The sequence below is a fragment of the Serratia sp. szju genome, from assembly GCF_044594185.1.
Taxonomy (GTDB): domain Bacteria; phylum Pseudomonadota; class Gammaproteobacteria; order Enterobacterales; family Enterobacteriaceae; genus Serratia; species Serratia bockelmannii.
In genome coordinates, this window is sequence record NZ_CP172576.1 from 3,259,305 (window position 1) to 3,279,356 (window position 20,052).

Here is a 20,052-nt window from a genome sequence, read left to right on the forward strand (position 1 = left end):
TAGCGTTATGACTCAGATTAATGAAAGAACGCGTCGCCGTGATAAAGACGCGGTGACCTACGCCATTGCGCAAGAGGCGACCAACAGCATCGCTCAAACGCTGGCGAATCTTAAGTGCAACCGCAACGGCTTGACCCAGGACGACGCCGATGAGCGGCTGGAACAGTTCGGCGCCAATCAGGTCGCCCATGACAAGGCGCCGCATGCCCTGATCCAGCTGATCAAGGCCTTCAACAACCCGTTTATCTTCGTGCTGATGGTGCTGGCTGCGATCAGTTTCTTTACCGATTATTGGCTGCCGCGCCAGAGCGGTGAAGAAACTGAACTCACCGGCGTCATTATCATCCTGACCATGGTCACGCTGAGCGGGCTGCTGCGTTTTTGGCAGGAATACCGCACCAACAAAGCGGCGGAAGCGTTGAAGTCGATGGTGCGCACCACCGCCACGGTGCTGCGCCGCAGCAGCTACAGCGCGCATCCGCTGACGCTGGAAGTGCCGATCCGCGAACTGGTGCCGGGGGATATCATCCAGCTCTCCGCCGGTGATATGGTGCCGGCCGACGTACGCCTTATCGCCTCGCGCGATCTGTTCATCAGCCAGGCGATTTTGACCGGCGAAGCGATCCCTATCGAGAAATACGATGCCATGGGCAACGTGGCGCAGAAGTCGAGCGAAGGGGAAGTGTCCAGCGAGAATGCGCTGCTTGAGCTCTCCAACATCTGCCTGATGGGCACCAATGTCGCCAGCGGCACCGCTACGGCGGTGGTGGTGGCGACCGGCGGGCGCACCTACTTCGGCTCGTTGGCCAAGTCAATCGTTGGTTCGCGGGCGCAAACCGCGTTCGATCGCGGGGTGAACAGCGTCAGCTGGCTGTTGATTCGCTTCATGCTGGTGATGGTGCCGGTGGTGTTGCTGATCAACGGTTTCACCAAAGGTGACTGGAGCGAGGCGGCGCTGTTCGCGCTGGCGGTGGCGGTCGGCCTGACGCCGGAAATGCTGCCGATGATCGTCAGCTCCAATCTGGCGAAAGGGGCGATCGCCATGTCGCGTCGCAAGGTGGTGGTGAAGCGTCTGAACGCCATTCAGAACTTCGGTGCTATGGACGTGCTCTGCACCGACAAGACTGGCACGCTGACCCAGGACCGCATCATTCTCGAGCACCACATCGACGTCACTGGCGCCAGGGATAACGAAGTGTTGCACCTGGCCTGGCTGAACAGCTTCCATCAGAGCGGCATGAAGAACCTGATGGATCAGGCGGTGATCCGTTTCGGGCGCGGCAAACCGGGGATTGAAGCCCTGGGGCGTTTCAGCAAGGTGGATGAGCTGCCGTTCGATTTCGTGCGCCGCCGTCTGTCGATCGTGGTGGCGGATGAGAATGGCAAGCAGCAGCTGATCTGTAAGGGCGCGGTGGAGGAGATGCTGGAGATCGCCACCCACGTGCGTGAAGGCGACAAGATGCTGGAGCTGGACGACGCGCGCCGTGCGGCGTTGCAGGCGCTGGCCCGCGAGTACAACGAAGACGGTTTCCGCGTGCTGGTGCTGGCGACGCGTGAGTTGGATGCGCAGCGCCCGGCCGAACCGCTAAGCGTGGCCGACGAGCGCGACATGGTGGTGCAAGGGCTGCTGACCTTCCTCGACCCGCCGAAGGAGAGCGCGCAGCAGGCGATCGCCGCGCTGCAGGAAAACGGTGTGACGGTGAAGGTGCTGACCGGCGACAACCCGGTGATCACCTGTAAGATTTGCCGCGATGTAGGCCTGGAGCCGGGCGAACCACTCTCCGGGCTGCAGATTGAACAGATGGATGACGAAGAGCTGGCGCGCGAAGTTGAACAGCGCACGGTCTTCACCAAGCTGACGCCGCTGCAAAAATCGCGAGTGCTGAAAATGTTGCAGAGCAACGGGCATACCGTCGGCTTCCTCGGCGACGGCATCAACGATGCGCCGGCGCTGCGCGACGCCGACGTCGGCATCTCGGTCGACACCGGCACCGACATCGCCAAGGAATCGGCGGATATCATCCTGTTGGAAAAGAACCTGATGGTGCTGGAGGAGGGGGTGATCAAAGGGCGCGAGACCTTCGGCAATATCATCAAGTATCTGAACATGACCGCCAGTTCCAACTTCGGCAACGTGTTCTCGGTACTGGTGGCGAGCGCCTTCATCCCGTTCCTGCCGATGCTGGCGATCCACCTGTTGATTCAAAACCTGATGTACGACATTTCCCAGCTGTCGCTGCCGTGGGACAAGATGGACAAAGAGTTCCTGCGCAAACCGCGCAAGTGGGACTCCAAAAACATCGGGCGCTTTATGCTGTGGATTGGGCCGACCTCGTCGATCTTCGATATTACGACGTATGCGCTGATGTGGTACGTGTTTGCCGCCAACAGCGTGGAACACCAGGCGCTGTTCCAGTCCGGCTGGTTCATTGAGGGGCTGTTGTCGCAAACGCTGGTGGTGCATATGCTGCGCACCCAGAAGATCCCGTTCATTCAGAGCACCGCGGCGCTGCCGGTGTTGCTGACCACCGGGTTGGTGATGGCGCTCGGCATCTACATTCCGTTCTCGCCGCTCGGCGCCCTGGTTGGCCTGCAGCCGCTACCGTGGGAATACTTCCCGTGGTTGGCCGCTACGCTGGTCAGCTACTGCGTGGTCGCGCAGTTGATGAAGCGTTTCTACATCCGCCGCTTCGGCGAGTGGCTGTAAGCCGCCTCGGCGTTCACTTCGGGGGCGAAATTCTTCGCCCCCGCACCGCTACAGCAGTTTGTTGACCAGCAGGCCGAGCATGATGGTCAGCGTGAAGGAAAACAGCGTGCCGAGCAGCACATACTCGGTGCGCATCTTATCGTCGCTCTGGCGCAGATCGCCGAAACGGAAGATAGACTTGGCCGCCAGCAAAAAACCGATCGCCGGAATTTGCCCCAGCAGCACGAAGGTCAGGATCAGCGTTCTCTCCAGATAGCCAATCTGTTTGCCCGCGCGCAGCAGCGAATCGTTGTCGGCCTTGGCCGAAGGCGGCATTTGCGGCGTCCAGTGCGCCAGTAGTTGCCCGATCAGCAGGCTCATCGGCAGATAAATCAGGCTGTAGGCCACCAGCACCAGGCCGGTTTGCCAACGCCCCAACTGCTGCCCCAGCGCGGCGAGCAGTTCACCGGCATTCGGCGTCAGCCCCAGCCACAGCAAGGCGATCACCGCCAGATGCAACCCCTGATCGAGCAGGAAACTGCGGGCCGGGCTCAGGCGGGTCATGACGGTGACTTTCAGCAAATCGATCAGGTAGTGGCTGACGGCGATGACCAGCAGGCTGACCAGCACCTGAAGTGAAGAAAGCCCGCCGTGCAGCAGGCCGAACCCGGCCACCACCCAGGCGGCCAGCACCCCGTGCAGCAACGCGTGCAATACCAGAAAACGCGAACGCGCGCGATGTTGGATTTTGTCTTCCACCCAACTCAGCGGCTGCAGCGGAAAATCCGCCAGCAGATGGACGAGCAACAGCCAGGCCAGCAAAGGCGCATAGGTCAGATCCATAGTCAGACGATCCTGTTAATGGCGTGAATAAACCGCATGATTTCCTCGTAGGCCGCGCGTTTCAGTGCGGCGGAGACCGTGGAGGCGGCTTTTTGCAGCTGGTCCGCCACGGCGGCGCCGCTGTCGGCGAACATTCTCATCTGGACGATGCGCGCTTCGGTCTGCGACAGGCGGCCAATCACATGATCTAACATTGGCAGCAGATCGCTGACAATGGCGTTTGTCCGATCGTTGTCGGTTTTCAGAGCCAGGCGGCAATTTTTCGCCATGGCGTCCAGCGCGCTGCCGGAGTTGATAAAGGCACTGCCGTAACCCGCGGCGTCGGGCCGTTGGCTGCCCAGCCCGACGGCGACGCGCGCATCCCAGTGCGCGGCGCCCATCGCTCGCAGCGCGAGGCGAATATATACCGCCAGCAGCAGCCCGTCCTTCGGGGCGGCCTGCGCCTGGAAGGCGTCACCGCGAAAGATTTCCACCTGATGAAGCTGCCCGTCGCGCTGCAGCCGATCGAGCAGGCTGTGCAGCTCGTTGAGGTAGTTGACGGTATCTGATCGGCGAGAATCGACCAGATCGCCGCTGATTACGCTGATTGGCGTCGACATAGCGTGTTCCGTTGCTTACCGAGGGATGACTATAAATTCGCACCTGGATACGAATATGTCAATAATTCGTCTTTGGATACGAATTTGTAGGGAATTCGCCTGTGAGAACGAAATGCGGTGGCGTGAGGAAAGGGGACGAACGGCCGGGAATGCGCGGGCCTGTCAGGCTCGCCACCGGCGGCGTAGAGGGAAAATGGCCGGCAACCGGCCGTTCAGAAACTTTTAACCAGCACTTCACGCGGCATTTCGCTGCCGTGCTTCAGCAGGTGCTCAAACGATCGTTCGCTGCTTTTCAGCTGTTGCAAAAACTCCTGCGGCGACAGATCGTGTTTTTTGCCGCTCATGTAAGCCAGCGCCAGTTCTTTTGCCTGATAGCGGGAGAAGTTGTACATGGTGTCCTCGATACGGTGAATGTCAGTGCTCACGATTGTAGCGAAAGAGCACATAATGAACAGTGGCTTTGGCGTATGGAATCGATAGCCGAAACTTAACTTGCCGGTTGCAACAGCTCATCGCACAGGCGTTTGATCACCTGAGCCTGCGGCAGGCCGTTGTGCAACATCTGGCGGATATGCTCCGAATCGCTGATGCCCTGGCGGACATGGCGCTCGACGGCCTGTAACACGGCCCGATCCTCCCGCCGCTCGGCGAAATCGCTCAGCGCCTCGAGGGTGTGCAGGATGTGGGCGGTCAGGCTGCTGCGGCGCAGCGTCGTAGGATCGACGTATTCGGCGGCGAAACCGCTGCGATAGGCGTTGATCTTGTTGTAGTGGGTGAAGGCATCGTATTCCGGCGCGATCGGCGTCCGGCGTTGCAACAGAAAATCGGCCAGCAGACGGCAGTAACCGACCAGCAGCACGGCGTGCGCGAGGCGAAGCGGCGTATCGCAGATGCGGATCTCCACCGTGCCCAGCTCCGGTTTCGGCCGTGCATCCCAGTAAATATCCTTGACGCTTTCAATCACGCCGGCGGCGTTCAAGCGTTCGTAGTAAGCGTTGAATTCGCGCCAGCTGTAGATGTGTTCCAGGCACCCGTAGTTGGGGAAAGAATTCTGGGCGCTGAAGCGGGAACTGGCAAAGCGCGTGTCGACCCCCTGATACAGCGGCGACGAGGCGCTGAGCGCGATCAGCTGCGGAAAATAGGGCGTCAGCGCATGGCACAGGTACATCGCCTCGTCCCCGTCGTTGACGCCGAGGTGAATGTGTTGGCCGAATACGCAGGCCAGCTTGGAGAGATAGCCAAAACGGCTGGCCAGCTGCCTGTAGCGCGCGCTGTCGCTGATGACCTGCTTGCGCCAGTCGTTGCTCAGGTGCCGGCCACCGCCGCAGACGTCACAGCCCAGGCGCTGCGCGCTGCGCCGGACGGTATGGGTCAGGGCGTGCAGCTCGGCGTGCAGCTCATCGAGATCGCGGTGAACCGAGCTGTTCAGCTCCACCATCGATTGGGTGAGCTCATGCTTGACGCGCCGGCGGTCGCCGACCGCGCTGACCACCTGGTCGGCCCGATCCGCCAGATCGTAGTGCTCGGCATCGACCAGCTGTAACTCTATTTCGGTGCCGATGGAGAGCCTTTCCGAACGTTTGAATGTGAGCGGCATGGTGCCTCCTTCCTGCAAGAACGGCATAAAGATAAGTATATGTCTCGGTGAGGAGGGCAACGTTTTGCATTTTATATTTGTTTTTTCGAATATGAAGATGGTATCTTCACGAGCGATTTGTGGAGAAGATAAAGGTTAACGGGAGTGCGACATGACGTCATTGACGCCGCTGAAGCTGTTTAAAAACCTGTCTGACGAGACGCGTCTGACGCTGGTGCTGTTGCTGCGCCACGCCGGCGAGCTGTGCGTTTGCGAGTTGTCGGGCGCACTGGCGCTGCCGCAACCCAAAATCTCAAGGCATCTGGCAATGCTGCGCGAAAGCGGGCTGTTGCTCGATCGGCGCGATGGTAAATGGATACATTATCGCCTGTCGCCACATATGCCGGCTTGGGCCGCGGCGATTATTGAGCAGGCTTATCAGTGTCGGCCAGAACAGATGACGAAGTTAGCGCAACGTGTGGCGAAAGGTTGTCCGTAACGGTAAAAAAATTTACGTAAATACATATGAAAAATCGAATATGTAAACTTAAAAGGGCGAAAGAGCAGCGATGATAGTGGCAGGGGCGATCTTTATTCTGACGTTGATCTTGGTCATCTGGCAACCGAAAGGGCTGGGTATCGGTTGGAGTGCGTCGTTCGGGGCGGGATTGGCATTATTGAGCGGCGTGGTGCACGTCGGCGATATTCCCGTGGTGTGGCAGATAGTCTGGAATGCGACCGCGACCTTTATCGCCGTCATCATCATTAGCCTGTTGCTGGATGAAAGCGGCTTCTTCACCTGGACCGCCTTGCATGTCGCACGTTGGGGCAACGGCAAAGGTCGATGGCTGTTTACCTATATGCTTCTACTGGGGGCCGTAGTGGCGGCGCTGTTCGCGAACGATGGCGCCGCGTTGATTCTGACGCCGATCGTGATCGCCATGCTGTCGGCGCTCGGTTTTCGACCTGCTGCCGTGCTGGCTTTCGTCATGGCGGCGGGCTTTATCGCCGATACTGCCAGCCTGCCGCTGGTGGTGTCCAACCTGGTGAATATCGTTTCCGCGGATTTCTTCCGGCTGGGCTTTACGGAGTATGCGGCGGTGATGGTGCCGGTCAACCTTGGCGCCGTCGCGGCGACGCTGGTGATGTTGCATCTGTTCTTCCGCAAGGATATTCCGCAGCGCTACGCATTGACGCGTTTACCGGTGCCACGGGAAGCGATTCGCGATCGTGCGACTTTCCGAACCGGCTGGGCGGTATTGGCACTGTTGCTGATTGGCTTCTTCGCCCTGGAACCGCTCGGTGTGCCGGTAAGTTTGGTCGCTGCCTGCGGCGCGCTGGTTCTGTTGGCGGTGGCGAAACGCGGGCTAGCGATCGATACCGGTAAGGTGTTGCGCGGAGCGCCCTGGCAGATCGTCATTTTCTCACTGGGCATGTATCTGGTGATCTACGGGCTACGCAACGCAGGCTTGACCGATTGGCTTTCCGGTGTGCTGGACGCATTGGCGCGGCAGGGGCTGTGGGCAGCGACGTTTGGCACCGGCTTCCTGAGCGCATTTCTCTCTTCCATCATGAATAACATGCCGACGGTATTGGTGGGGGCGTTGTCTATCGACGGCAGCAGTGCGGAAGGCGTCATCAAACAGGCGATGATTTACGCTAACGTTATCGGCAGCGATCTCGGCCCCAAAATTACCCCGATTGGCAGCCTGGCGACGTTACTGTGGCTGCATGTGTTGGCAAAAAAGAACATCGTCATTACCTGGGGCTATTATTTCCGCGTGGGACTGGTGATGACGCTGCCGATCCTGTTCGTCACCCTGGCCGCGCTGGCGCTGCGGCTGTCCGTTTTGTCCTAACCGGAGAAACCGTCATGAGCAGTATCAAGATTTACCATAACCCGGCCTGCGGCACGTCGCGCAACACGTTGGCGCTGATCCGCAACAGCGGCGCTGAGCCTGAGGTGATTTTGTATCTGGAAACGCCGCCCAGCCGCGAACGGTTGATTGCGTTGCTGGCCGAGATGGGCATGACGCCGCGCGCGTTGCTGCGTAAAAACGTCGCGCCTTACGCCGAGTTGAAACTGGACGAGACTCGTTGGAACGATGATCAACTGATCGACTTCATGCTGCAACAGCCGATCCTGATCAATCGCCCCATTGTGGTGACTCCGCTTGGCACGCGTTTGTGCCGTCCGTCGGAGGCGGTGTTGGAGATTCTGCCGGATCCGCAGCGTGGCGCTTTCAGCAAAGAGGACGGAGAGCCGGTGATTGATGCGCAGGGCCACAGGATAACCAACGGCTAATCGCTGTGGCCCCGCATTTCATTCAATCAGTGCAGTTCGGCGCCGCTGCGGTCGGCCAGCGCTTCCAGCAGCGGGGCGGAAGGCACGAAGAACAGGGTGCCGGTCACCGCGTGGCTGAAATCGAGCAGCCGATCGTAGTTGCCGGCCGGGCGGCCGATGAACATGTTTTCCAGCATCTGCTCGATCGGCTGCGGGGAGCGTGCATAGCCGATAAAGTAGGTGCCGAATTCGCGCAGGCCGGGGCGGCCGAACGGCATGTTGTCACGCAGAATTTTCACCTCGTTGCCTTGCTCGTCGGTGATGGTGGTCAGCGAACTGTGCGACGACGACGGTTTGACCGCTTCATCCAGCTCGATGTTGGACTGCTTATGGCGGCCGATGATCTTCTCCTGCGTTTCCACGCTGAGCGAGTTCCAGCCCTGCATGTCGTGCAGGTATTTTTGCACCAGCACATAGCTGCCGCCGCTGAACGCCGCGTCTTCGTCGCCGATCACCGTGTAGTCGAAGGCTTCGTGCCCCTCCGGGTTCTCCGTGCCGTCGACGAAGCCGATCATGGCGCGCTGATCGAAATAACGGAAGCCGTGCACCTCTTCTATCACCGTCACGGCGTCGCCGAGTTTGGCGGTCAACTGAGAGGCCAGTTCAAAACACAGATCCATTTCATCGGCGCGGATGTGCAGCAGGATGTCGCCGGGCGTGGCGACGGCGACGCGCTCCCCGCTGCCGATCGGGCTGAACGGATGCAGCTGGCGAGGGCGCGGCGCGCCGAACAGCGTATCCCAGGCTTCGGAGCCGAAGCCGCAGACGCAGGTGAGATTGCCTGCCGGCGCGCGTTTGCCGACCGAACGCACCACGGCGGCAATGTCGCCGCACCAGGCGCGCACCGCCGCCAGATGGGCGGGAACGGGCGACAGGGTAGCGACGATGAAGATGGCATGGCGCGTCACCGGTGTGAATACGGCTTGCGGCAGAGGGTTATTTGCATTCATTGCATTCGGCTCCAGTGTGTTCGGGTGAAATAGATCAGATCAAATTAAAGTGCTCGTCGGGTTTCATCGGCGGTGGCAGCGGGCTTTGGTCGTTCATTTCCAGCAGGTTGCGCTCGATGGTGTTGCAGATGGCGTTTAACGGCAGATGGTTAGCCGACACGCCAAACGGATCCTCCAGCTCTTCGGCCAGTGAGTCCCAGGATAAGAAGGTATAAGAAATGAACACTGAAACAAACGGTGTCATGTAATGCAGGTCGGTCACCAGGGCAAAAGGCAACAGGCTGCAGAACAGGTAAACGGTGCGCTGCAGGATCAGGGTATAGGCGAACGGCACCGGCGTGCTGGCGAGCCGTTCGCAGCCGCCGAGGGCGTGGGACAGTTCGCTCAGCTTGTTGTCGAGCAGCTCGAAAGTGATGTCGCTCAGCAGCCCCTGTCGGCGCAGCTTGCCGATCTCCTGGCCCAGCATCAGCAGGATGCGGTTGGTCGGCATCGGGCTGGCGATCACCTCGGCCAGCTCTTGGCTGCTGAGATTGTGGTACAGATCGGCGGTCGGGTCGGTGCCGCGCAGCTGATGCTTCAGGCTCCAGCTGAAGGCGATCAGCAGCTTGGCAACCTTTTGCTGCACCGCCGATTCGTCCGGCAGCAGGCTTTTGATCTGGCGCAGCAGGGAGCGCTCGGTAATCAGCAGCGAGCCCCACAGGTTGCGCGCTTCGACAAAGCGGCTGTAGCCGGCGTTATTGCGAAAGCCGAGAAAAATGGCGATGGCGATGCCCAGCAGGCTGAACGGTGCGATGGTTAAATGCACGCCGAGCTGTTCGTACCATTGGTAGCTGATCACCGCCACTATCGACATCAGCACGTTCAGCGATAGGCGAAAGGTGATCTTTGATAGCACGGAACCGTGCCAGGCGAACAGGCGAAAAAACCAGTTCTGATTCGGGCGAATTATCATGACGTGGGTGCTTCCTGGTGTCCTGCTATTGAGAATAGTCGATTCTTATCCGGCGGCGTTAGGCCGCCGTTGTCGATTGCCAGAGCCGCTGCGGATGCGTATAGACGGTGGCGCGCCCCGGTTTGCTGAAGCCCACCAGCGTCAGGTTGCTGCGTTCGGCCACTTCCACCGCCAGGCGGGTGGCGGCGGAAACGGCGAACAGGATCTCGACGCCGCACATGGCGGATTTTTGCACCATTTCATAGCTGGCGCGGCTCGACACCAGCGCCGCACCCTGCAGCCACGCCTGTTGGCTGCGGTAGCCCAGCAGCTTGTCGAGCGCCACGTGGCGGCCGACGTCTTCACATCCGCCGCTGAGCGCGCCGTCCGGCTGGATCCAGGCCGCCGCATGGGTGCAGCCGGTCAGTTTTCCTACCGTTTGCACCTCCTGCAGCTGCGCTAACGCCCGGTCGAGCAGCGCCAAATCGAAACGTTGCGTGAAAGGCAGTGGTGCGATGGGCTGAGCAACCTCCTGCAGCTGTTCCACCCCGCAGACGCCGCAGCCGGTGCGGCCGGCCAGGCTGCGGCGCTTCTCTTTCAGCTGCATAAAGCGGCGGCTCGAGAGTTCCACATGCACTTCAATGCCGTTGCAGGCCGGTTGCTGGCGGATGTCGTAGATGTCGTCGGGGGAGGCGATAATGCCTTCGGACAGCGAAAAACCGATGGCGAAGGCCGCCAGATCTTTCGGCGTCGCCATCATCACCACGTGGGAAATGCCGTTGTACACCAGGGCGACCGGTACTTCTTCCGCCAGCCAATCCTGTTGCGCCTGAGCCAGATCGTTGCGCTGCCAGACCGCGTGGCGCGACAGGCATTCCTGTTTGATATCGTCGGTTTCTGCGAGGAGTAGGTGCTTGTTCATAACGTTCTCGTGACTGTCGGTGACGAGGCGCCGACGGGGATGAATTCTTATTAGCAGGTGTGGGGATTATACAGGATTCTGATCCCGCTCGCGTAGGGAATCACGCCCTGCAGGTTATCCACAGTTTTGGTGGATAACGTGTGTGCAAGGCAGAGTGAAACCGTTAGCAGGCGTAAAAAAATCGCTAAGAAAATTATTATATTACGCAGAGGACTGCAGCGTATGGCGACTTTTGGCGATGGATGCCGCTTTGCGCCACGAACACAATGACGGTATTAAAATACAGTGCTTTAGAAAGTCAGGGGGCATGGAGAAGAGGCGCATTTTTTAATCAGCAGGTTTATCCTGTCGTCGTTTGCTCTGGCAATGAGCCTTACGTGATTAAGCACCGGTGCAAAAATGTCAAAATTGGTACTCGACGATGCGGCATTGCGACGAGTCTGCGCTTGAACAGCCGCGGCACTTTTTCTTCTGACAAGCCACCAGAGTGAACATAACCCTATCGATATATTCACCGTGATTTCAAATGAGCCGCTGACTTATCAAATTGAAACGTTGTCGGCATTTTATGTGGGTTTTTACGTCATGGAATTTTTGGCGTTATTAATAATGACTTGTGACTTGTGACTTGTGACTTGTGACTTGTGACTTGTTATTGGTGTAAGTGATTTTTTTATTATCGCTGAGGTCAGCCTCTGTCTGATTGCTGCTTCTGTCTTTTTCTCATCGCCCCCTATTGTTGTTGTTTAGTGAAACAATACGTTTATATTTTTGCTATTTATCGCAAACAATATCCTTACTAGTATCCATCTCAGCTAAGCAATACAGCGCATCTGCGAACTATTGATTAACTAATATGCACTTTAACCAATATATTATAAATGGAGCACAATATCATGACACAGACAACGTCTACGCCAAGCCGTGAAGAAGCCGATGCCATCGTTGAAAGCATGGTTGCTATTTTCAGTAAACCTATCCGTTCTCCGGTCATCGGCAAACCCACTGACTTCGGTTTGCAGTATGAAGACGTCTTTTTCCCAGCGTTGGACGGCGTGCCGCTGGAAGCGTGGTTCATCCCTTGCGTAGGTTCCGACAAGGTCATCATCTGTAACCACCCTGTGTGGTGCAGCCGGACTGGCCTGCCTGCCGACCGCGAGCCGTGGCGTTCCATCGGCGCTGCAGGCGGTAACGATTTTGCTTTCAGCTTCCTGCCGGACTATAAAATTCTGCACGATGCAGGCTACAACGTACTGGCTTACGACCTGCGCAATCTGGGTCTGAGCGGCGAAGCTAACGGCGGTATCGGCAGCATCGGCGTGCTGGAAGCGCGCGACGTTGTGGGGTCATTGAACTATGTCCGCAGCCGTCCTGACCTGAAAGGAAAGAAAATCGGTTTGTTCAGTCGCTGCATGGGCGGTAACGCGACGTTCTTTGCGATGGCGAAATATCCGGAGCAGTTCAATGATGTCCGTTGTGTGGTTATGCCACAGCCGATTTCCATGCGTGCCGCCGTCGGCGTCGCGACGGAATTGGCCGGTATCCCGGACCGTCTTGATGAAATTGACGAACGTCTGGCGATGGTCACCAGTTTCCATCTGGATGACATGGATCCTTCCGTGCCTGCGCGGACCAACACCAGCGTTCCCACCTTCATCTATCAGGTACATGACGACGTGATGACCCGGCCATCCGATGTGCAGAACATTTTCGACAGCATGCCGGTTAAAGAGAAACAGCTGCACTGGATCCGTAATACCACCCACCGCTGGGATGGTTATCTGTACTTCCAACGCGAGCCAAAGCTGATGTTGGACTGGTTCAATAATTACATGAACTGAGGGTGAATGGATCTTTTAAGCAGTATTTATTTTTAATGTGATGAATAAGTGAGTGTGTCCACATGGAGTTATAAAAACTGCATTTCACCATCACCTTTTTATTTCACGGAATTCTCCTAGGGCATCGCTCGTTTTGGCGGTGCTTTTCTTTCTTTTTTTTGTTATTCAATTAATATATTTATTTCTGGTTGTGACGGAATAGTCGTTCTGGATAATATTTTGCGGTGGCATAACGTCTGGACCTCCCCATGAATATGCAAAACGTTAGGAGATATCGCATGAATACCCTGGAAAATCTGAGGATTTTTTTGCGTGTGGCCCAGACCTGCAGCTTCACAAAAACGGCAGACGATCTGGGGGTGAATAAGAGTCGAATTTCCATTGTTATCCGCCAGCTGGAAGACGTGCTTGGCGTACGCCTGTTACATCGAACCACCAGGGCAGTGCATCTGACGGAAGACGGCTTGGCGTTTTACGAACGCGCAGTAGAAATACTCTCTTCGGTAGATGACCTGCAGACGATGTTTGTCGAAAGGACAGAACTGAAAGGCAAGCTGAGGGTGGATATGCCTACGGATATAGCCAACAGCATTATTATCCCTAAACTCCCCGATTTTTTTTCCCGTTATCCCGGCATTACGCTGGAATTATCTTGCACCGACCGGCGGGTGGATCTGGTACAGGAAGGCTTCGACTGCGTTGTCCGGGCGGGTGCCGTTTACGATAAGAACCTGGTGGCGAAACTGATTGGAGAAATGCCCGTATTCAACCTCGCCAGCCCGGATTATCTGGCGAGAAAAGGCACGCCATACAGTATCGATGACCTTCTCAAGTATCAGCATGTGGCCGTGCACTATACGCCGAATATTGGTAGTAAGCCGATGGGCTGGGACTACCTGAAAAACGGTAAATATGAATATTTAAATCTGCCAGGATCGCTGAAGCTGAACAATGCGCAGTCGTTTATTGCTGCTGGGTTGGCGGGGATTGGCTTAATCCAGTCACCGATGCTTGGCGTGCATAACCACGTCGAGCGTGGCGAGCTGCTGCAGATTCTGCCTGATTGTGAGCCTGAGCCGATGAAGTTCTGGTTCGTCGTCGCGCATCGTCATAATTTGTCCCGTAAAGTTAACGTATTCATGGATTGGATAACCGAGCAGCTCGCACCCTGGCTTACGAAGAAGGGCGCGGTACGGGATAACACGCCGATTAATCGCTGAATATCACGGTCTTCGGCACCGTTCGCCATGACAGTGCATGACTCACCATGGCTATCGATATGCCGTGGGGGCGAGTGCCAGGTTATCCACAGTTTTGGTGGATAACGTGTGTGCAAGGGGCAGTAAAACACTTAGCAGGCGTAAAAAAAAATCGCTCAGAAAATTATTATATTACGCGGCAAAGCGCGATCCGCAGGGGGATAGGGGGGTTGCACGCGTTCGCGTTTTGTTTATGCCTTACTGTATAAATATACAGCTTGGTTATGATTATGCTGAGTACTTTAAGGTTGTATGCTTTTTCACCAGTTGAGCCCCTGACGTTACCGCTGTTTGCCGATCGCGTGGCCTGCGGTTTTCCCTCCCCGGCGCAGGACTATGTCGAGAGCCGGCTGGATATCGGCAAACTGCTGGTGCGGCATCCTAACGCCACTTATTTCGTGCGCGCCAGCGGTGAGATGGAGCGAGCAGGATGGATCAGGCACTGAATTTTTCACTCAGCTATGCGCAGCTGACCCGGGAAGCAGAAGATGCGATTAAAAAATGCAATCTGAACCAGGGCGGGATGGGTTACACCCTAGAGTTGGGTAAGGCTTCTGTCATTCTGAGTTTCTGGTACGGTCTGGCGCTGCAGGGCTATCCGGGCACAATAATGGATGAACGTGTTGATGCCGACCGGCTGCGCCTGCATGTCCTCATCTATAAGAGAGAGGGGTGACATCGTGGCAACGGTTAACGTCCGCCGGCCGTCGCCGCTGCAGCGACGGATGCTGATTGTGCTGGCCGCCCCCAAACGGTAACTGATATTTTGCTGGTTGAGCAGATAGACCGCCTGACCCGTCTCAGCAACAGTGACTGGATGACGTTGAAAAAGCAGATTGAGCAGCATGAGTTACGGATTGTCAGCCTGGATGTCCCTACCTCATGGCAGGCGCTGTTAGAGAAAGATCCTCCACAGGCGGGCCCGATCACCCGTGCAGTAATAACCGCCATCAATAACATGCTAATCGACCTGATGGCCGCGATGTCACATAAGGACTGGTTGAGTCGCCGCCAACGGCAAAAGCAGGGAATTGAACGGGCGCATACGTTGGGTAGATACCGGGGAAAGCAGGCAGATCAGGAACGACATCAGAAAGTCCTGTACTACCGACAGATTAAGAAACTGAGCATCCGAGAAACAGCAGACGCGACAGGCTACAGTACTTCCCAAGTTTGTCGCATTCAGGCCTTCTATAAAGAAGTTGAGACTGATTAAAAAGCAGCCTTAATGTACAATAATTTTCGATATCCAAACTGACCCCATGAACAATCAATGAGTTAGAGGTGAAAGATGATTTCATACAAAAAAATCATACCTGCTCTTGTCATATTCGCTTTATCTAATGCTGTGGCATATGCGAATGATTTCGACAAATCAAATGAAGCGATGGCAATTTCAGCAATAGGTTTTTCTGGCTCAAATGCTCGTGTTGCACATGATGTTTGTGGGGCAACCAATGAGAAAATTGATAAATATAAAAAACAAATAAAAGACTCATTAACTAGAACATTAAAGTATGAACAGTCAGGATTCGATACGCATTGGGATAATGGTTGGAAAAATGCTGATTTTTTGGTTAAGTCATTAAGTAATGATGAAGCCTATAAAAAAGAATATTGCCGAGAGGTTTTAGATGGAATTAATAATCCTGAAATGAATTAAGGATTATTCCTTATTCGGGGTTCTACGCCGGAACCCCAGATTTTTCCGTCCGCTAAAATTATCCCCGGTTGAGCAGCTTTATACCGTCAGCTCGCAGTGGACCATCAGGGGAAATGTGGCGGTACAGCGTTTGTCGGGTTATCCCAAGTTCCTGGCATAACGTACTGACTTTCGTCTCTGGCCGTCCCATTGATGCCATTGCCAGTCGCAATTTTATTGGCGTCATTTTGTAAGGCCGTCCGCCGTTCCTCCCGTGGGCTCTTGCTGAGGCAAGGCCTGCCGCTGTTCTTTGCGGCGCTGTACGCAGCAGAGACCGACGGCCGCGCGCGACTGGCTCGACACCCGCTTAGTCCCGCCCTCTGGTCAAATGCAGGCTGACGTGTGCAGCCTGCAGGCAGAGGATTTCGTCTGGCAACCGGTATCGCCCGCCGTCGGCGCCGTTCGCAATGACAACCCCTCACTCATCCTGCCCATCGATACGCCAACGGTCTGAGTGCCGCATTATCCACAGTTTTGGTGGATAACGTGTGTGCAAGGGGCAGTAAAACACTTAGCAGGCATAAAAAAAAATCGCTCAGAAAATTATTATATTACGCGGCAAAGCGCGATCCGCAGGGGGATAGGGGGTTGCACGCGTTCGCGTTTTGTTTATGCTTATACTGTATAAATATACAGTTTGGTTGTGATTATGCTGAGTAATTCAAGATTGTATGCTTTTTCACCAGGTGAACCCCTAACGTTACCGCTGTTTGCCGATCGCGTGGCCTGCGGTTTTCCTTCCCCGGCGCAAGACTATGTCGAAGGTCGGCTGGACATCGGCAAGCTGCTGGTGCGGCACCCCAACGCCACCTATTTCGTGCGCGCCAGCGGCGAATCGATGATCGACGGCAATATCCGGGATGGCGATCTGCTGATTGTCGACAGCGCCCTGACGCCGGAGCACGGCAATATCGTGATCGCCGCGGTGGACGGCGAATTCACCGTCAAAAAACTGCAGCGTCACCCCGATGTGCGGCTGTTGCCGATGAACCCCGCCTACGCGCCGATCGTGTTCGACGACGAAGCGCAACTGGAGATCTTCGGCGTGGTGACCTTTATCGTCTACGCGGCCCGGTGACTTCGGCCCTTTTTTTCATTTTTTTTCTGCCCGATCTTTTCGTTGGCGTGACCTCTCTACTGAGTTTCCAGTTCATTACACTCAGGGGAATCCTTCATGGCCATAAAAAACAAGAACGGCGCAGGGCGTACGTTCACATCAGCCAAACGTACCGCCGGGAAGCGGGTCGCTATCGGGGTAGGGTGCGCATTATCGGGCATGCTCACCTCCGCGATGGCGGCGCCCGGTGCGTCGGTGCCACCGGCGGCGGTCGAGCAGTCCGCTATCCTGCCTTTCGCCATTCCCGCCGGTGACCTGGCGCCCGCCTTGCAGACGGCGGCCGCTAAGGCCGGCGTGATAGTGATTTTCACGCCCGAACAGACGCGTGGAAAAAACACCGCGGGCCTGCAGGGGCATTATCGCCTCACCGACGCGTTCGATACGCTGTTGGCGGGCAGCGGATTGCGCGCTCAGCAAACCGCACAGGGATATCGGTTGGTCGACGCCGGGCCGGTTCAGCCGTTGACGATACCGGAACTGTCGGTGGTCGGCGGTTTGTCCGACAGCGTCGCCGCCGGCCGTTCGGTGTTGGATAAAGAAGACATCGAACGCGTGCAGGCTGACAATATCGCCAGTTTGCTTGATCGCTTGCCTGGCGTAGGGATGGCGGGCTCGCCGCGCCCGGGCGGCCAAAGCCTGAATATCTGGGGCATGGGGGACATGGAAGATGTGAAGGTGGTGCTGGACGGCGCGCCGAAGGGATTTGAGAAATATCGGCAGGGCTCGGTATTCATCGAACCCGAACTGCTGAAAAAGGTTGAGGTCGATAAGGGGCCGCACAATCTGTTGAACGGCAATGGCGGCTTTGGCGGGACCATTACGCTGGAGACCAAAGATGCTGGGGACATGCTGCTGCCGGGCGAAGATTTTGGCGGCTTGCTGAAGTACAGCTACCACACTAACGATCGTCAGGGCATTTACAGCGGTGCCTTGTACGGTCGTACGCCGGAAGGATCCGCCGACGGTTTGCTCTACATGAGCAAGCGTGACGGCGGCAACCTGAAGCGGCCGGACGGCACGCGTTTTGCCTATTCTGCCAACGATCAGGCTTCCTACCTGTTAAAAACCAATATTTATCTGAGCGAGGCGCAAACGCTGACGCTGTCGGCGATGCGATCTGATTCCGATGGCTGGCAGCCTTTCGCCGCCAAGCGGGACGATATCGCCGCGCCCAGCCAGGCGGACATCGATAAATATGGCCGGGAAGAAGCGTGGCGCCGCATTCTGGTGTATCGCGACCAGACAGACACCAATTATTCGGTGAAATGGAATCTGGCGCCGGAAGCGCAGCCGTTGCTGAATCTGACGCTGTCTTACGCCTATTCGAAGACCGAGCAGCATGACAAGCGGCCGGATTCCGCTTCAAAGTTCAGCTATCTCGGTACGCTGGGCAATGAAAGTTGGGTGAACTATACCGATCGGCAGTTTGACGTCAGCAATGAAAGCCGTTTCGCCAGCGGTCCGCTGGAGCACAAGCTGTTGCTCGGTGCGCGTTGGCATAAACATCAGCGCGATACCCTGATGTATTACCCTTCGCAGGTGAAAAACGCCAGTTACAACTACGGCTATTTCCAGCCGTACTACATGCCGGCGGGCGAACAGGAAACCCGCAGCGTTTATCTGCAGGATGCGGTCAGCTTCGGCAGCCTGACCGTGACGCCGGGCGTGCGTTACGATCATGTGACCAATACCGGGCAACCGAACCGGGCGCCGCGCTATAACGACAGCGATCCGCTCGTGGGCCATGATTACAGCAGCGTGACCTATACCGGCTGGTCGCCGCATTTGGGCGTGATGTGGAAAGCGACGTCGAATCTGTCCCTGTTTGCCGACGTTAGCCGCACCTGGCGCGCCCCGGTGATCGACGAACAGTACGAAGTGCAATACGCCGCTTCCAGCGTGCCCGGTACCAGCCGCGGCCTGCAGGTGGAACGCATGACGGGCGTTCGTCTCGGCGCGGTGCTGGACTTCAACGATGTGTTGATGGCGCGGGACAGCCTGCAGATCCGCACTACGCTGTTCCGCAATCGCGGCAAGGACGAGATTTTCTATCGTCGCGGCGTAGTGTGTGACGCCGCACGGCACGGGGGCCAATGTGGGCAACCGTTGTCGAACTATCGCAACTTGCCGGGCTATACCATTGAGGGCGTGGAGCTCGAATCGTTTTATGACAGTGAAAGCCTGTTCGGCAGCCTGTCGTTCTCCTCGATCCGCGGCAAACGCGACGCTTCACCGCGCGATCCGTGGGGCAACGAAACCTGGATTGCCGAAATTCCACCCGTTACGGCACACGCGATGCTGGGCATGAAAGTGCCGCAGTGGGACATGGCCTTCGGCTGGACCGGCGATTTCGTACGTAAACAGGATCGTTCACCGGCCGACGGCGATCCGATGGCCGTTGTCTGGGCCCTGCCGAAAACCTCGGGTTATGCATTGCACGGCCTGTTCGCCTCGTGGCAGCCCAGCGGCTTGCACGGCTTCGAAGCCCGCGTGGCGGTGGACAACCTGTTCAACCGCGATTATTACCCTTACCTGGGCGAATCGGTGTCCGGCGTAGGGCGCAACATCAAGTTCAGCGTCAGTCAGCGTTTTTGACGATCCTGTCTGCAGGGGGCCATTTAGGCCCCTTTTCACATTTCCTCCCCCGGATTTCCCTACTTTTTCGCCGTTTATAAATCATCAGCAATCGCTTGACACAGAAGTTACAATTTTAAAATAATAATAATTATCATTTTCAATCTCATTATCAATTGGTATCACCGAATGGCGAGGAAAGAGGCCGCGGCAGCCAACGGGTTTGCTCAACAGCTTTACCTTGAGCATCACAGTTGGCTATGCCATTGGCTGCGACAGAAGGTTGGGTGTGCGCATCACGCCGAAGACCTGGCGCAGGATACTTTCATCAGTATTTTACTGAGCCCGCAGTTGCTCGCCATTCGGCAACCACGCCCCTTCCTGGCGACCGTAGCGCGCCGGCTGGTGGCGAATTATTACCGGCGTAAAACAATCGAAGAGAGCTATCTGCAGGCCTTGAGCGAGTTGCCGGCGATCGAGGCGCCCTCGCCGGAAGTTCGTCAACAAACCCTCGAAATGCTCGAACAGTTGGATCAGGCGTTGGACGGATTGCCGGCGCACGTCCGCGAGGCTTTCCTGTTGGCGCACCTGCAGGGCATGCGTTATTGCGACATCGCTGAACGTTTACGGGTGTCGACCAGCTCGGTGAAACAATATCTGCAGCGCGCTAATTTGCACTGTTTCTTTGCATTGGCGGCGTAACGGCAG

Annotated in this window: 18 protein-coding genes and 4 pseudogenes; 14 read left to right on the forward strand and 8 right to left on the reverse strand. The window is 56.7% G+C overall.

The features are described 5' to 3' along the window. Positions 1–7: 7 nt before the first annotated feature. The gene (gene mgtA / locus RE418_RS15490; RefSeq protein ID WP_025303345.1) at positions 8–2,707 is read left to right on the forward strand and encodes a magnesium-translocating P-type ATPase; all 2,700 of its coding nucleotides are present in this window, start codon (positions 8–10) and stop codon (positions 2,705–2,707) included. Between the two features lie 48 nt (positions 2,708–2,755). Here mgtA and RE418_RS15495 read toward each other — a convergent pair whose 3' ends face one another. The 4 genes from RE418_RS15495 to RE418_RS15510 all read right to left on the reverse strand — a co-directional run bounded on the left by RE418_RS15495 (position 2,756) and on the right by RE418_RS15510 (position 5,725). Further along, complete coding sequence (locus tag RE418_RS15495) at positions 2,756–3,529, reverse strand: DUF3307 domain-containing protein (RefSeq protein WP_089181055.1); 774 nt, start codon at positions 3,527–3,529, stop codon at positions 2,756–2,758. Positions 3,530–3,531: 2 nt separating this feature from the next. After that, positions 3,532–4,128 carry a hypothetical protein gene (locus RE418_RS15500; RefSeq protein WP_089181054.1) on the reverse strand — a complete coding sequence of 199 codons (597 nt, stop codon included), beginning with the start codon at positions 4,126–4,128 and terminating at the stop codon, positions 3,532–3,534. A 212-nt stretch (positions 4,129–4,340) separates the two neighbouring features. Further along, positions 4,341–4,520: a hypothetical protein gene (locus RE418_RS15505; RefSeq protein WP_019453520.1), complete on the reverse strand. Its 180-nt coding sequence runs from the start codon at positions 4,518–4,520 to the stop codon at positions 4,341–4,343. Between the two features lie 95 nt (positions 4,521–4,615). Then, positions 4,616–5,725, reverse strand: coding sequence for a YbdK family carboxylate-amine ligase (locus RE418_RS15510; protein ID WP_213928264.1), 1,110 nt, complete (start codon positions 5,723–5,725; stop codon positions 4,616–4,618). A gap of 151 nt (positions 5,726–5,876) precedes the next feature. On the opposite strand from RE418_RS15510, the gene RE418_RS15515 reads away from it, so the two are divergent. The 3 genes from RE418_RS15515 to arsC all read left to right on the forward strand — a co-directional run bounded on the left by RE418_RS15515 (position 5,877) and on the right by arsC (position 8,009). Further along, the gene (locus RE418_RS15515) at positions 5,877–6,203 is read left to right on the forward strand and encodes a metalloregulator ArsR/SmtB family transcription factor (RefSeq protein WP_025303341.1); all 327 of its coding nucleotides are present in this window, start codon (positions 5,877–5,879) and stop codon (positions 6,201–6,203) included. A gap of 70 nt (positions 6,204–6,273) precedes the next feature. After that, entirely contained in the window at positions 6,274–7,563 is a 1,290-nt protein-coding gene (locus RE418_RS15520; RefSeq protein ID WP_049295895.1) for an arsenic transporter, read from the forward strand. A 14-nt stretch (positions 7,564–7,577) separates the two neighbouring features. After that, the gene (arsC, locus tag RE418_RS15525) at positions 7,578–8,009 is read left to right on the forward strand and encodes a glutaredoxin-dependent arsenate reductase (protein WP_025303339.1); all 432 of its coding nucleotides are present in this window, start codon (positions 7,578–7,580) and stop codon (positions 8,007–8,009) included. Between the two features lie 26 nt (positions 8,010–8,035). Here arsC and RE418_RS15530 read toward each other — a convergent pair whose 3' ends face one another. From RE418_RS15530 to fdhD, 3 genes are read right to left on the reverse strand one after another with little or no spacing between them, the layout of a single operon-like run. Beyond that, a complete protein-coding gene (locus tag RE418_RS15530; protein ID WP_025303338.1) occupies positions 8,036–8,998 on the reverse strand; it encodes a Dyp-type peroxidase in 963 nt (320 codons plus the stop codon). A gap of 34 nt (positions 8,999–9,032) precedes the next feature. Continuing rightward, positions 9,033–9,950: a bestrophin family protein gene (locus RE418_RS15535; protein WP_025303337.1), complete on the reverse strand. Its 918-nt coding sequence runs from the start codon at positions 9,948–9,950 to the stop codon at positions 9,033–9,035. A 58-nt stretch (positions 9,951–10,008) separates the two neighbouring features. Next, on the reverse strand, positions 10,009–10,851 hold the full coding sequence (gene fdhD, locus RE418_RS15540) for a formate dehydrogenase accessory sulfurtransferase FdhD (protein WP_025303336.1): 843 nt from the start codon (positions 10,849–10,851) through the stop codon (positions 10,009–10,011). Between the two features lie 896 nt (positions 10,852–11,747). Between fdhD and RE418_RS15545 the strand changes: the two genes are divergently transcribed. The 6 genes and pseudogenes from RE418_RS15545 to RE418_RS15570 all read left to right on the forward strand — a co-directional run bounded on the left by RE418_RS15545 (position 11,748) and on the right by RE418_RS15570 (position 15,614). Then, positions 11,748–12,692 carry a S9 family peptidase gene (locus RE418_RS15545; protein ID WP_025303335.1) on the forward strand — a complete coding sequence of 315 codons (945 nt, stop codon included), beginning with the start codon at positions 11,748–11,750 and terminating at the stop codon, positions 12,690–12,692. A gap of 278 nt (positions 12,693–12,970) precedes the next feature. Next, positions 12,971–13,912 (forward strand): LysR family transcriptional regulator, encoded by a 942-nt coding sequence (locus RE418_RS15550; RefSeq protein WP_025303334.1) that lies wholly within the window; start codon positions 12,971–12,973, stop codon positions 13,910–13,912. A 263-nt stretch (positions 13,913–14,175) separates the two neighbouring features. Further along, positions 14,176–14,367, forward strand: a pseudogene (locus tag RE418_RS15555) (DNA polymerase V); the annotation flags it as partial. A gap of 14 nt (positions 14,368–14,381) precedes the next feature. Then, complete coding sequence (locus RE418_RS15560; protein WP_025303333.1) at positions 14,382–14,627, forward strand: hypothetical protein; 246 nt, start codon at positions 14,382–14,384, stop codon at positions 14,625–14,627. Positions 14,628–14,711: 84 nt separating this feature from the next. After that, positions 14,712–15,167, forward strand: a pseudogene (locus tag RE418_RS15565) (recombinase family protein); the annotation flags it as partial. Between the two features lie 75 nt (positions 15,168–15,242). Continuing rightward, complete coding sequence (locus tag RE418_RS15570) at positions 15,243–15,614, forward strand: hypothetical protein (RefSeq protein ID WP_126502249.1); 372 nt, start codon at positions 15,243–15,245, stop codon at positions 15,612–15,614. 58 nt (positions 15,615–15,672) lie between these two features. Here the strand turns inward: RE418_RS15570 and RE418_RS15575 are convergent. After that, positions 15,673–15,906, reverse strand: a pseudogene (locus RE418_RS15575) (resolvase); the annotation flags it as partial. Between the two features lie 21 nt (positions 15,907–15,927). On the opposite strand from RE418_RS15575, the pseudogene RE418_RS15580 reads away from it, so the two are divergent. The 4 genes and pseudogenes from RE418_RS15580 to RE418_RS15595 form a co-directional block, all read left to right on the forward strand. Next, positions 15,928–16,107 (forward strand): annotated as a pseudogene (locus RE418_RS15580) (hypothetical protein); the annotation flags it as partial. A 195-nt stretch (positions 16,108–16,302) separates the two neighbouring features. Beyond that, on the forward strand, positions 16,303–16,731 hold the full coding sequence (gene umuD, locus RE418_RS15585; RefSeq protein ID WP_049209475.1) for a translesion error-prone DNA polymerase V autoproteolytic subunit: 429 nt from the start codon (positions 16,303–16,305) through the stop codon (positions 16,729–16,731). A 96-nt stretch (positions 16,732–16,827) separates the two neighbouring features. Next, the gene (locus tag RE418_RS15590; protein ID WP_025303330.1) at positions 16,828–19,365 is read left to right on the forward strand and encodes a TonB-dependent receptor; all 2,538 of its coding nucleotides are present in this window, start codon (positions 16,828–16,830) and stop codon (positions 19,363–19,365) included. Positions 19,366–19,533: 168 nt separating this feature from the next. Continuing rightward, positions 19,534–20,046: a sigma-70 family RNA polymerase sigma factor gene (locus RE418_RS15595; RefSeq protein ID WP_025303329.1), complete on the forward strand. Its 513-nt coding sequence runs from the start codon at positions 19,534–19,536 to the stop codon at positions 20,044–20,046. Positions 20,047–20,052: the final 6 nt, after the last annotated feature.

Bases quoted from the DNA above. Each gene is read 5' to 3' on its own strand.
- RE418_RS15520 (WP_049295895.1), top strand. From the start codon at position 6,274: ATGATAGTGGCAGGGGCGATCTTTATTCTGACGTTGATCTTGGTCATC.
- fdhD (WP_025303336.1), bottom strand. From the start codon at position 10,851: ATGAACAAGCACCTACTCCTCGCAGAAACCGACGATATCAAACAGGAA.
- RE418_RS15570 (WP_126502249.1), top strand. From the start codon at position 15,243: ATGATTTCATACAAAAAAATCATACCTGCTCTTGTCATATTCGCTTTA.
- RE418_RS15590 (WP_025303330.1), top strand. From the start codon at position 16,828: ATGGCCATAAAAAACAAGAACGGCGCAGGGCGTACGTTCACATCAGCC.
- RE418_RS15510 (WP_213928264.1), bottom strand. From the start codon at position 5,725: ATGCCGCTCACATTCAAACGTTCGGAAAGGCTCTCCATCGGCACCGAA.
- mgtA (WP_025303345.1), top strand. From the start codon at position 8: ATGACTCAGATTAATGAAAGAACGCGTCGCCGTGATAAAGACGCGGTG.
- arsC (WP_025303339.1), top strand. From the start codon at position 7,578: ATGAGCAGTATCAAGATTTACCATAACCCGGCCTGCGGCACGTCGCGC.
- umuD (WP_049209475.1), top strand. From the start codon at position 16,303: ATGCTGAGTAATTCAAGATTGTATGCTTTTTCACCAGGTGAACCCCTA.
- RE418_RS15495 (WP_089181055.1), bottom strand. From the start codon at position 3,529: ATGGATCTGACCTATGCGCCTTTGCTGGCCTGGCTGTTGCTCGTCCAT.
- RE418_RS15500 (WP_089181054.1), bottom strand. From the start codon at position 4,128: ATGTCGACGCCAATCAGCGTAATCAGCGGCGATCTGGTCGATTCTCGC.
- RE418_RS15545 (WP_025303335.1), top strand. From the start codon at position 11,748: ATGACACAGACAACGTCTACGCCAAGCCGTGAAGAAGCCGATGCCATC.
- RE418_RS15535 (WP_025303337.1), bottom strand. From the start codon at position 9,950: ATGATAATTCGCCCGAATCAGAACTGGTTTTTTCGCCTGTTCGCCTGG.
- RE418_RS15505 (WP_019453520.1), bottom strand. From the start codon at position 4,520: ATGTACAACTTCTCCCGCTATCAGGCAAAAGAACTGGCGCTGGCTTAC.
- RE418_RS15515 (WP_025303341.1), top strand. From the start codon at position 5,877: ATGACGTCATTGACGCCGCTGAAGCTGTTTAAAAACCTGTCTGACGAG.
- RE418_RS15550 (WP_025303334.1), top strand. From the start codon at position 12,971: ATGAATACCCTGGAAAATCTGAGGATTTTTTTGCGTGTGGCCCAGACC.
- RE418_RS15595 (WP_025303329.1), top strand. From the start codon at position 19,534: ATGGCGAGGAAAGAGGCCGCGGCAGCCAACGGGTTTGCTCAACAGCTT.
- RE418_RS15560 (WP_025303333.1), top strand. From the start codon at position 14,382: ATGGATCAGGCACTGAATTTTTCACTCAGCTATGCGCAGCTGACCCGG.
- RE418_RS15530 (WP_025303338.1), bottom strand. From the start codon at position 8,998: ATGAATGCAAATAACCCTCTGCCGCAAGCCGTATTCACACCGGTGACG.